We start from the raw sequence: 10,530 nt of genomic DNA, 5'->3' as shown, positions 1-10,530 counted from the left end.
GCCTGCCGTAGCCGCAGCACCCTGACCTGTGCGCCGAGCGCCTCGGCATGCGCACCTGCCACCTCGGCCACCGTGATCTCCTGCGCGAGTACCTTCGCGACGGTCGGAAGGTCGATGCCCAGGTCACGCAAGGTGCGCACCAGCTCGAGGCGGGCCACCGCCATCGCGTCGTACAATCGGTAACCGGCGCTGCTGCGCGCAACCGGCTCGACCAGATGCTCGTCGGCGTAGAACCGGATGGTGCGTACCGGCACCCCGGTCAGTTCCGAGAGCCGCCCGATCGTGATCAGCCGGTCGGTCGCGTGTCCCTCCATGAACCGCCACGATCCAGGTTCCAGTAGGTGGAGACTCAAGCCGATGACTGCCGGCACGGCGGTGACGTGCGTCACATTCGATTCGGACGGCATCGCATCGTCCGCGGCCGGCCAGACGGTGGAGGTCCTCATGGACGTACAGCTTGATCATGTCGTCCTGTGGGTGGCGGACCCGCTGCGTTCGCTGGACTTCTACCAGCGCGTGGTCGGTCTCCCGCCGGTCCGCGCGGACGCATTTCGCACCGGGGAGGCGCCGTTCCCGAGCGTGCGGGTGTCGACCGAGTCCATCATCGACCTGATGCCGCGGGCTGCTGCCGCCGCTGTCAACGCCGTCCCCGGAGCCGGCGGAACCGCCGGCCATCCGGTCAACCACATCTGCCTCGCCATGGGCCGCGAGGAGTTCGACGCCCTCCGCCGCCGGTTGGCGGACAACGCCGTCAGCGTGCCGATAACCATGGAGCAGTCGTTTGGTGCGCGTGGCATGGCACCGCGGGCGTTTTACTTCACAGATCCCGACAACAACGTGATCGAGGCCCGTTACTACCCCTCGTCACCTGCGTCCGACGCATGAAGCCATCGTCAGCGGGAGGGGAGCGCGTCCCGTCATGACCAGAGCGAGCAGGACCACCATTGCGGTGGCGGCAGCGAGGCCCGCCGCCCCGGGGAAGTGCCGGGCGGACAGGCCGAGGGTGACCGGGGGGATACCCACCAGAGTCAACAGCGCGCTTTTCACCCCGACCCGGCTGGGCGGGCGGGCCATCACCCACAGGATCACGACGAGAAGCGCGCCGAAAAGCAGCAGGCCGATATAGGGGTCGGCGGCTTCGGTGGCGTCCGCGGCCTGCCGTTGCGCCGCGCTGGTGCCGGGGGCCATCACGGGGCCCACGATGTCGGGTATCCGGTCGGGGAAGAACGCGATCGCGCTCAGTCCGAGGAGCGCGACGAGCAGCGCGGCGAAGGTGCCGGCACACAGCGCCGCCATGACGCCCTGATCGGCACGGCCGGTGCGTCCGGTGGTCCACACCGCGGCCGTCGCGGGCGCACCGATGGTAACCAGCGCCAGCCAACTGCCGTGCCAGGGAAGGCCTGAGGAATGTAGCCGTGCTGTCTCCCACCGCCAGGATCAACAGACCCAGTCCCATCAGGGTGTAGCCGCTGACGCGTACGACCTGGGCCGCTGGAATGGCACTGGCGGCCACGATCACCGCGGCGTACGCGGAGACAGCCGGGCTTCATGATCGATGGAATGGCTGATCGCCGCGCTGCGAGCGGCCAGCTGAGGATCAGGCGCCACCTTCTGGACAGAATAACGTGGGATAATGGGCCATGGCTCGTGGACGTGACGTGGCGGGCGATCCTGACGCCGCAGCCGTGGTGCGCATGGTCGGCGAGGCGTGGTGCGCACTCGGCGGCGCGGACAGCGCGGGAGCGGACGGCCGCGCGGGGCCGGTGACGTTCGACGGGCCGGCCGTGACCCTTCCGTCGCCCCTGCCGGTGACGGCGCTCGCCGTCGCCACTGTTGCCGCGGCCGCTCGCGCCGCGTCGGAACTGGCGGCCCTGCGTCGAGGCATCCCCCGCGGACCGGTCGCGCACATCGACAGCCGGGCGGTGGCCGTCGCCTTCCACAGCGAACGGCACCTGCGCCGCGACGGTGCCGGCTTCGGCTCCTTCGACCCGCTCTCCCGGTTCTTCCGGACGGCAGACGGCTGGCTGCGTACCCACGGCAACTACCCGCACCACCGGAGACGCCTGCTCACGGCGCTCGGACTCGGCGACCTCGTCGACGTGGACGGCACGGCCGCCGAGGCGGCCCTGGCCGCGGTGATCCGAGTGCTGGCCGCGTCGCGGGCCGGCGACGCGGAGGACGCGATCACCGGCGCGGGCGGGGTCGCGGCCGCCGTCCGGACGCCCGATACGTGGCTCGCCCACCCGCAGGGCGCGACCGTTGCCACCCTGCCACTCATCGGCGTGCGCCAAGCGGACGCCGGGGTCCCGACAACCGTCCCGGGACACTGGGCGCGTGCGGTCACGGGCGGCGGGCCGCCAGCCGCCGGGATCCGTGTGCTCGACCTGACCCGTGTGATCGCTGGCCCGATCGGCACCCGCACGCTGAGCCTGCTCGGAGCGGACGTGCTGCGGGTCGACAGTCCACGCCTGCCCGAGATCGCCGAGCAGCACCTCGACACCGGTCCCGGCAAGCGCTCGACCCTGCTCGACCTCGACGCGCAGGCCGACCGCAAGGCGTTCGACGCTCTGCTCGCCGAGGCCGACGTAGTCGTGACCGGATACCGGATGGACGGCCTGGCCGCGCGCGGGCTGGCCCCCGACGCGCTACTGGAACGCCGTCCCGATCTTGTCGTCGCGACGCTGTCCGCGTGGGGGGCGCACGGGCCGTGGGCGGACAGGCGCGGGTTCGACAGCCTGGTCCAAGCCGGCACGGGGATCGCCGTGCGCTGCCCGCCCGGCGCAGACGGAACACCTGGCACGCTCCCGGCACAGGCTCTCGACCACGGCACCGGTTACCTGCTCGCCGCCGCGGTACTGCGCGGACTGGCCACCCGGATGGCCAACGGCGTCGGAGGCGTCTACGAACTGTCGCTGGCCCGCACCGCGGCCTGGCTGCTCGGCACCGACCGCGCTGGCGGCAACAGCGAAGCGGATCGTCCGGATGCAGTCGTCCCCAGCTCACCGGCGCGCGAACTGCCCGACCCGTCGCCCTGGCTCGCCGAGGTCGATACGCCGGCGGGCCGGCTCACGTACGCGCTGCCGCCCGTCATCCTCGACGGGACGCCGCGCACCTGGACCCGACTCGCCGAGCCCTTCGGCGCATCGGCGCCCGCTTGGCTGGCCTGACCTCCGCTGATCGAGCTGTGTTCGCTGGAGCGCGCGCAGCATCGCGCTGGTCGTCAGCGACGGCTGAGTGGGCGCTCCACCGGACGGGCCGAGCGGGTGAGCCGGACCGCGGCGCAGGCGAAGGACGGCGCGCTGGACGAGTGGCCGGTCCGGTGCGCGGGTGGGACCGTCGCGCACCGGCCCGGCAACCCGCCCTCGTTAAGGTCCTCCTCAGGGAACTAATGTCCTGGCGAGGTAGACGGTAGGGCGGATGGCCACTCGCGGCAAAAGGACACGCGGCCTCTCCAGTTCGCGGGGAAACGCCGCAATGAGAAAAGCGCCGTCATATATCGGCTGCTGCTCGTGCTTCGGGGTATCCGTTCGTGTTCCGCCCCCGCGGCATCTGGGGAGCCGTGCGGGGACCTGGATGTCGGCGGCGGGCTGCGCGCGGCCCTGGCCGTCCGTGCTCGCCCGGCACCCGACGCGCCGCTGAACTTGCCGGCGGCGTGGCATGATGCGGCCGCCGCTGGCGTACGCGCTCTGGGATGGCCCGTCCCGAGTCACGCAGACCGCATATCCGTGACACTGAACGGTATACAGACTATTAGATCAAGGCTTTCAGGTAGGCCAGGACCGCCGACCAGATCATCAACGTGATCAGAGACTGCTACGGATGAATCTCAGGACCGAGCCACTAGATTCACTCCGGCCACACGATGAAGGGAACGCAGCATGATGGAGCAGCACACCTGGGACATCGTCACCGGTCCGGGCATCACAGCCCTCGGCTTGGCCGCGGCCCGCACCGTCGAGTCGTCGATGCCCGACGCTCTCATTGACGACCCACTCGGCGCCGCGTTCGTCCACGCTGTCGAGTCACCGATCGCGTTCCCGTCGCGCTGGCCCGCCGAGGGCGAGCCGGTGACCGACCAGCAGGCACTGCACCTGCACGGTTCCCGCTACATCGGAGTGCGGTCGCGGTTCTACGATGACGTCGTCCGCGACGCGCTCCGCGGCGGTGTCCGCCAGATCGTCCTTCTCGCCGCGGGCCTGGACACGCGAGCGTTCCGACTCGACTGGCCAGCCGACGTCACGCTCTACGAAGTGGACCAACCGCAGATGATTGACTTCAAAGAGGATGTGCTCCGCGGCGAGCAGGCGCAACCGGGCTGCCGGCGTATCGCGGTCGGGACCGACCTGCGCGAGGACTGGCGAGCCGCGCTCACCACCGCAGGGTTCACCCGAAGCGTCCCGGCCGCCTGGGTCGCGGAGGGACTCCTCGCCTACCTCCCGGCGGACGCCGAGGAACGCCTTCTGCGGCAGATCCACCAGCTCTCCGCTCCCGGCAGCCGCATCGCGCTTGACCGCATCGCCCAGGTGAACCGCCTCACGTCCGACGCCGCGCCGCTGGATCAACTCAGCAGCCGGTCCGGTATCGAGATGAAGTCTCTGATCAACACCGAAGCTCGTCAGCAGCCAGCCGAGTGGCTACGCCTTAACGGCTGGACCGTCCGCGAGGAAGACGTCACCACGGTCGCCCATCGTTACGGCCGCGACCTGACCGACCCCTTCACGAGGCAATCAACCTCCCCATGGCTGGACACACGCCTCCTCACCGCTGAACTCGCACGTCCCTAGCCCGAGCTTTCGAACAGGGTCAATACCCCCGGCGTTCCGGTCCGTTCCGGCGCCGTGCGACGGGCTGCGCGCGGCCTGGCGGCCGGGGGCTCGGGCGGAGCTGTGATTGCGCCCGCTGACCTACCGGCCAACCCGGGACGAGTCCCGCAACGCGCGTAGTAGCGTCTCGTACCCGCGACCGGCGAAGAGATCGACCGACTGCCAGGGTCGGAGCGGATCGGGGATGTCGCAGACCTCCAACCGCACCGGAATGATGTATATCGCCCCGTCCGGCTGTGTTGCGCCACTCGGTGAATCTCTGCTTGCCCGGTACTGGCGTCGAGAGAGGGAGACAAACCTATGACCCGTGACCTGGCCAGCGCTCAGTCGCGAGCCATCAGTCGTGCGTGGGAGCGCGTCGTATACGACTGTGGCTGCCCGGACATCTACTACTGCCCGTCGGCGGATGACATCGAGTGTCCCCGGCACAGCGGTTTTGGCGTGTGTTGTGACCGGGTGCCCGAGCACGTCTCCGTGCGCTGAACAGCGCCGCTACCGGGATCTCTGGTCGCAGCGCTGACCTCGGCCATCGGATCGTCTGCCAGAAGGCCCATGACTTCTTCATCAGGTCCTGAGACTCGCCCGGAGACCGTGCGATCGGTGGCCGGCGCCCTCGCCGCCGTCGGCCTTGCCGCCGGCCGCGTCACGCCGCTGTTCGGTGGGTACGGGGGCGAGACGTTTCGAGTCACGACGCAGGTCGGTGAACTGGTCGTCAAGGTGCGCTCCGACGTGCGGCCACTGGCGGTGACGCGGGCGGCGTCGCACCTGCTGTCCGGCCGCGGTCTGCCCCACCAGGACGTCGTTGTGCCACCCACATGGACGCCGGCCGGCTGGCTGATCGCTGTGCGGTGGATCGACGGCCACGACCTCTCCCACGAACCGATCAGTGGATGGAGCACGGAGCAGGCCACCCGCCTCGGCGGGGATCTAGGTGCCTGGCTGTCGAGAATGCACAGCATCAGGGCGCCGGGTCGGGACTGGCTGGGCATGGCGGACCGGCGTTTCACCGCGAAGCTGCGCCACGGCGCGGCGCGCGGGCACCTCGCCACGGGGCTGGTTGTCCAGCTGGAGGATTTCTGGCAGCGCGTCCGACCGGCTCTGGACGGCGCGCCTGTCGCCCTGGTCCACCGCGATCTTTGGGCTGGCAATGTTGTGGTGCGCGACGGGCTGTTCGCCGCAGTGATCGACCTGGAGAAGGCACGGCTCGCCGATCCCCTCTACGACATGGTCAAGATCACCGAATCGGTGTTGAGGCTGCACCCGGTCCTTGGCGCCGCGTTCCGTGAGGCATACGGGTTGGACACGGAATGTCCCGATGTCCGCGACCGGCTTGCCGCGGTCTTCGCCCTGGAATACCTGTCGGCTGTCGTCTATTTCGACACGCGCGGCGACCAGGTCATGGTCGCGGACCAGTGTGACCGTCTCGCCAGGCTGCTTCGCCGACCTTTCGATGCGATGACAGCAGGTCAGACGGTCCACGGAACCCGCGAACCTCCACCTCAGCGCCTCCGATAGTTCTCCTGATCCTTGGAGTCGGACACATGGCGGCCGGCCGGTTGGCGCGGTGGGGGTTCGCGCGGACGGGGTGGTGGCGCTCAGCGGACCATCATCGACGTCCATCTCCGCTTCAGTACGACTGCAGTACGGCAGTCTCCCGAGGAACGGTCACCGACCGTGCACACAGTTCCGGCGGCAGGTGGACTCGCGGTCCGGAAGCGGTAGGCGGGCACGCCGGAAAGGCCGCTGCCAAGCCGGCGTACTCCACCCGGGACATCGTGCAGTCCGGCGCCCGCGACGTGTTGCTCGAACGGCTTCAGCCCAAGCCTGGTGACCTGGTGGGATACCCGTCGGTCACCAGGCCAGAACCAGGTGGCGCCGAGATCGAGCCACCCCTGGTGGCTGCCGGCCACCGACGCGTTCTCGGGCCTCGATGCACACAACGTCGGCGCCCGCGCCGGCCAGTGCCGCGGTGACGGACAGGCCCGCGATGCCCGCGCCGACCACGACAACATCGTGCGATCCGTTGAGCATCGCATCCACCCGTTCCAATACCCGGCGGCTACTACGACCGGTGTCAGGCCTCGTCGTAGACGCGGACCTCGGGATCGGCGTCCAGCAGCGGCGCCAACTCGCGGACCACGTCCGCGGTGAACAGGTCGCTGGACAGATACGCCTGCGCATCGGCCGTCGAGGTGAACACATGCAGGACCTGCACGTCCTCGTCCCGGACAAGCAACTGCTTGGACTTCGCCCCGGCCGCCTGGTCCAGGAAGGGCTGGCGGTATTTGGCGTAGACGACGGCCGCGGCAGCGCGATTACCGTCCGACACCCGCAGGGTGATCTCCAACATGGCCATAACGACTCCTTCTACCGATGGCCGCTCTCCAGGCGAGCGGCCCGTGCACACCATGGTTATCGAGCCGGTGCGTGCCCGGTAGTAGTCTTCGATGCATGGTGGCCATAAAGAAGATGCATGGCGACGGCATCAAGGTCACCCAGCTGTACTACGCCCGCGCCGCCGCGGACCTCGGCTCGTTCTCCTGCGCCGCCACATCCCTCGGCGTCACCCAGCCAGCGCTCTCCCACGGCATCGCCACGCTGGAACGATCCCTGGGCGGGCCACTGTTCGACCGCTCGACCACCGGCGTGACTCCCACCCCGCTGGCCACCCGACTCCTACCCCACCTACACGACCTACTCGGCTCGTTGGAAGCCATGATCACCGAAGCGCGCACCGCTGTCGGGGCCACGATCGAACCGCTGCGGATGGGTGTCTCACCCCTGATCCACCCCACCCTCGTCGCCCGAGCCTTCCAGGCCGCGCGCGAACACGAGCCCGCTGCGCTCATCCTCAAGGAAAACGACCTCGCCGAACTGCGCGTAGCCCTGCTCAATCGCAGCCTCGACCTCATCCTCGTCCCAGCGGTCACGCAAGCCCCGGAATGCAGCCGCCGCATCATCGACAGCGAACCCATCCACTACCTGGCCAGCGCCGCTGCTTCCCACAACGCATCCCACAACGCATCCAACGACCCAGTCGAACTGTCCGATCTCTCCGGCCAACCCCTCGTCATGGTCGGGGAAGCATGTGGCCTCACCACCTTCACCCGCGCCCTGTTCCAGCACACCGGCGCCGAACTGCGTCCCTACCCCGGCGAAGCCGACAGCTACCGAAGCCTCGAAAGCTGGGCCAACCTCGGACTCGGCGGCGCCCTGCTCCCGCTATCCAGATTCCAGCACAGCGAAACCACCCACCCCGTGCACAACCACGGGCGCTTGGTGACCATCTCCTACGAAGCACTGTGGTTTCCCCGGACAGCCCGATCACCAGCCATCGAGGCGCTCCTCGAAGCACTTGTGAACCCAAGCTGAACCTTCGCGTGTCGGATGCATCCGAAACCGCGTTCCACCTGCTCCGGCCTGACCAGCCCGAGCTGACGGAGCCCGCAACCGTCATCCGAGCAACGGCTCGTCGCCGTCATCCGGCGGATTGCCGACACCGGCGCGCTCGAGGATGGCCAAGGCCCCGGGGGTGTCAGCCCTCGCGGCACGCTCCCAGAAGTACTCCTCGGTGCGTAGCGCGGAGAGCTTCTCCGCGACCGCCACGTTGATGAGTTGGTTCAGTGCAACGCCTTCAGCCTCCGCGACCTTGCGCGCCTCCGCCAAGAGCGAGGGCTGCAACCGAAGCGCAAAATTGCTCTGTCTCATAGCTGTTCCTCCCACATTTTCAGCGCTGCCGCCGGCGTACAGACGCCGATCTCGAATTGTTCGGTGACTGTTCCAAAGTCACGCCTGTTAAACGTCACGATCCACTCGGCGTGGCCGTTCACCGCTGTCTCCAACACCATGTCGTCGTCCGGGTCACGTAGGGTCGGCCGCCATAGGAACGCCAGTCGAACGTGTTCGGTGACGGCGACCACGGCGTCAAGGAGTGTGGCGACATCGTCTCTCCCGCCACGATCGCCTGCTACGCGCGTCAGCGGAAGGGGATCGCGGCCCGTCATGACCAGGGCGAGCAGGACCACCATTGCGGTGGCGGCCGCGAGGCCCGTCGCCCCTGGGAAGTCCCGGGCGGACAGCGCGAGGGTGACCGCTGGCCGTGGATGATCCGTCCGGCGGTGTGCAGCAGTCGGTAGCGGATCGTTTTCGGTTCGGCTTTCGCCAGGTCACCGTCGAGCGCGAGCAGCCCCAGCCAGGCCAGCAGGTCGCAGGCGATCCCAACGGCGGCGCACCAGACGCTGTTCATGGCGAATTTTTGGGACGGTAGCCGGCGCAGGCCGGTGTCCTTCCCGCAGCGGATCCTCGACTCGACCCGGGCCTGCACCCGGTGGCAGGCCTCCAAGAGCGGGACCTGCCCGGTCGGCAGGTTGGTGGCGGTGACGTGAAAACGGTGGCCCTCATGCTGCTCGAACAGAGAAAGCTGGGCGCCGGGATGCGGCCGTTCCCGCCGGAAGATGATCCTCATGTCCGCGGGCCAGCCGGTCCTCGTCCGGACCGGTGCGCAGCAGCCCGGTCAGTTCGGCGACCTCACCATTGTCACGGGGATCGCCGGCGGCGTCGACGGCCGGGGACCACACGCCGGCGGGCAGCCGGCCGATCGCGGTGCGGACCCGGTCGTCCAGGTCGAACCCAACCGCATAGTGCACCCGACGGTCGGGGTGAGCCGGGTCGTCGGCGCGGGCAAGCAGCGTGTCGATGAACCCCCAACATCACCAGGTACTGGCGGATTTAGGTGAGAGCTGGTCAGCCATATCCACCCGATTGTCGGCGGATGCTACGGAGACCCCAGGTGGTCAAGGTGTGCCCTATTAGGGCGACGACGATAGCCACCGCTACGAGGCGGATTACGCTCCATGTCGTCACGGCAACCGATCCTTGCATCGGGGCATCGAATTTGAGCCGCTGCGAAGTATCGACGATAGCCACTAGTGGAACCAGCACCCGAAAAGGAAGGCTGCGAAATCCATGATTTCGCGCCATGTTCCCAGCCAGGCCCAAAAGAGGGCCGGCGACGCAAGCGGCTATGCACCAAGACACCGTCACCGACCAGAATTCGTACCAGGAAATCATCCGCGTTCGCCCGGAAGGGTCATTCACGTCCGCCGTCAGAAAGTCTCCATGCCCAAGCTTTGCCAGGTAGTAAGTGATCACGGCTGTGAGCAGGGATGCGGAGGCCAGGATGGCGGACTCCATCCTGCGATTTCGCGCAAGGCCGATGCAGAAAGCCAAAGCAGCCCAGGACCATCCAGCCGCCAAGACGAGGTATACCGCATGGCCTACCGATCCGTCGACCGCGAGCAGAAGGGCGGCAAGAATCCCGAGCATCGCACCAGCGGTCAGTGCGGCTATCATGGGTGCCAGAAGGCGCGATCGCAAAGGTGTCACGGTATTCGTTGGATTCCTTTTCGGTTATCAGATTGGAAAACTCTGGTAACCGATATTAGCGTGAACGTGAGGCCACGCCGCCCTCTCTGGCGGCCCTCGTCGCGAGGGGCTCCACGGCCCACCCGGTATCAGCGAAACCTGACCGATACGTGAGGGTGATTCCTGGACGCCAGAAGGGTGATGATCAACCTTCTGGCGCAGCGGTTCCGGCGCACTTACATCCACTCAGAAAACTGTAGGCGCGGCTGGGCCGCAACAGCGGGAAGATCGTAAAAGCTCAGTGTCCCTAGGCGGAGGTGCAGGTCGGTCAGTTGGGGCCAGT

At 68.1% G+C, this 10,530-nt stretch carries 13 protein-coding genes and 1 pseudogene; 6 read left to right on the top strand and 8 right to left on the bottom strand.

The genetic code is table 11. From position 1 onward, the window contains the following. Positions 1-314: MerR family transcriptional regulator (locus U9979_RS08225; RefSeq protein WP_322778898.1), on the bottom strand; the 314-nt coding region annotated here is incomplete at its 3' end. Between the two features lie 43 nt (positions 315-357). Here U9979_RS08225 and U9979_RS08220 point away from each other — a divergent pair. Next, entirely contained in the window at positions 358-885 is a 528-nt protein-coding gene (locus tag U9979_RS08220; RefSeq protein ID WP_322778897.1) for a VOC family protein, read from the top strand. Here U9979_RS08220 and U9979_RS08215 read toward each other — a convergent pair. Next, a complete protein-coding gene (locus U9979_RS08215) occupies positions 865-1,338 on the bottom strand; it encodes a hypothetical protein (protein ID WP_322778896.1) in 474 nt (157 codons plus the stop codon). The two genes, U9979_RS08220 and U9979_RS08215, sit on opposite strands and share 21 nt — an antisense overlap. Positions 1,339-1,640: 302 nt before the next feature. Between U9979_RS08215 and U9979_RS08210 the strand changes: the two genes are divergently transcribed. From U9979_RS08210 to U9979_RS08195, 4 genes are all read left to right on the top strand, one after another. Beyond that, positions 1,641-3,167 carry a CoA transferase gene (locus U9979_RS08210; protein ID WP_322778895.1) on the top strand — a complete coding sequence of 509 codons (1,527 nt, stop codon included), beginning with the start codon at positions 1,641-1,643 and terminating at the stop codon, positions 3,165-3,167. A 711-nt stretch (positions 3,168-3,878) separates the two neighbouring features. Next, positions 3,879-4,784 (top strand): SAM-dependent methyltransferase, encoded by a 906-nt coding sequence (locus U9979_RS08205; protein ID WP_322778894.1) that lies wholly within the window; start codon positions 3,879-3,881, stop codon positions 4,782-4,784. A 339-nt stretch (positions 4,785-5,123) separates the two neighbouring features. After that, positions 5,124-5,306 (top strand): hypothetical protein, encoded by a 183-nt coding sequence (locus tag U9979_RS08200; protein WP_322778893.1) that lies wholly within the window; start codon positions 5,124-5,126, stop codon positions 5,304-5,306. Between the two features lie 117 nt (positions 5,307-5,423). Then, positions 5,424-6,338, top strand: a complete 915-nt coding sequence (locus U9979_RS08195; RefSeq protein ID WP_322778892.1) for an aminoglycoside phosphotransferase family protein — start codon at positions 5,424-5,426, stop codon at positions 6,336-6,338. Positions 6,339-6,674: 336 nt separating this feature from the next. Here the strand turns inward: U9979_RS08195 and U9979_RS08190 are convergent, their stop codons facing one another. Continuing rightward, entirely contained in the window at positions 6,675-6,854 is a 180-nt protein-coding gene (locus U9979_RS08190; RefSeq protein WP_322778891.1) for an FAD-dependent oxidoreductase, read from the bottom strand. Between the two features lie 43 nt (positions 6,855-6,897). Next, positions 6,898-7,179, bottom strand: a complete 282-nt coding sequence (locus U9979_RS08185) for a hypothetical protein (protein WP_322778890.1) — start codon at positions 7,177-7,179, stop codon at positions 6,898-6,900. Positions 7,180-7,274: 95 nt separating this feature from the next. Between U9979_RS08185 and U9979_RS08180 the strand changes: the two genes are divergently transcribed. After that, entirely contained in the window at positions 7,275-8,195 is a 921-nt protein-coding gene (locus U9979_RS08180; RefSeq protein ID WP_416219718.1) for a LysR family transcriptional regulator, read from the top strand. An 81-nt stretch (positions 8,196-8,276) separates the two neighbouring features. Here U9979_RS08180 and U9979_RS08175 read toward each other — a convergent pair whose 3' ends face one another. The 4 genes and pseudogenes from U9979_RS08175 to U9979_RS25135 all read right to left on the bottom strand — a co-directional run bounded on the left by U9979_RS08175 (position 8,277) and on the right by U9979_RS25135 (position 10,208). After that, the gene (locus U9979_RS08175) at positions 8,277-8,531 is read right to left on the bottom strand and encodes a toxin-antitoxin system HicB family antitoxin (protein WP_322778888.1); all 255 of its coding nucleotides are present in this window, start codon (positions 8,529-8,531) and stop codon (positions 8,277-8,279) included. Further along, positions 8,528-8,851: a PIN domain-containing protein gene (locus U9979_RS08170; protein ID WP_322778887.1), complete on the bottom strand. Its 324-nt coding sequence runs from the start codon at positions 8,849-8,851 to the stop codon at positions 8,528-8,530. Before U9979_RS08170 ends, U9979_RS08175 begins: the two co-directional genes overlap by 4 nt. Further along, a pseudogene (locus U9979_RS08165) lies at positions 8,824-9,475 on the bottom strand (transposase); the annotation flags it as partial. The pseudogene U9979_RS08165 and the gene U9979_RS08170, both read right to left, overlap by 28 nt. A gap of 91 nt (positions 9,476-9,566) precedes the next feature. After that, positions 9,567-10,208, bottom strand: a complete 642-nt coding sequence (locus U9979_RS25135) for a DUF6518 family protein (RefSeq protein ID WP_416219715.1) — start codon at positions 10,206-10,208, stop codon at positions 9,567-9,569. Positions 10,209-10,530 lie beyond the last annotated feature (322 nt).

It is taken from the genome of Protofrankia sp. Cas4 (assembly GCF_963555915.1).
In the GTDB taxonomy this organism is placed as follows: Bacteria; Actinomycetota; Actinomycetes; order Frankiales; family Frankiaceae; genus Protofrankia.
The sequence above is the reverse complement of the archived record's forward strand: the minus strand, read 5'-3'. Positions and strand labels throughout refer to the sequence as shown.

Bases quoted from the DNA above. Each gene is read 5' to 3' on its own strand.
- U9979_RS08220 (WP_322778897.1), top strand. From the start codon at position 358: ATGACTGCCGGCACGGCGGTGACGTGCGTCACATTCGATTCGGACGGC.
- U9979_RS08210 (WP_322778895.1), top strand. From the start codon at position 1,641: ATGGCTCGTGGACGTGACGTGGCGGGCGATCCTGACGCCGCAGCCGTG.
- U9979_RS08205 (WP_322778894.1), top strand. From the start codon at position 3,879: ATGATGGAGCAGCACACCTGGGACATCGTCACCGGTCCGGGCATCACA.
- U9979_RS08200 (WP_322778893.1), top strand. From the start codon at position 5,124: ATGACCCGTGACCTGGCCAGCGCTCAGTCGCGAGCCATCAGTCGTGCG.
- U9979_RS08190 (WP_322778891.1), bottom strand. From the start codon at position 6,854: ATGCTCAACGGATCGCACGATGTTGTCGTGGTCGGCGCGGGCATCGCG.
- U9979_RS08185 (WP_322778890.1), bottom strand. From the start codon at position 7,179: ATGGCCATGTTGGAGATCACCCTGCGGGTGTCGGACGGTAATCGCGCT.
- U9979_RS08180 (WP_416219718.1), top strand. From the start codon at position 7,275: ATGGTGGCCATAAAGAAGATGCATGGCGACGGCATCAAGGTCACCCAG.
- U9979_RS08175 (WP_322778888.1), bottom strand. From the start codon at position 8,531: ATGAGACAGAGCAATTTTGCGCTTCGGTTGCAGCCCTCGCTCTTGGCG.
- U9979_RS08170 (WP_322778887.1), bottom strand. From the start codon at position 8,851: ATGGTGGTCCTGCTCGCCCTGGTCATGACGGGCCGCGATCCCCTTCCG.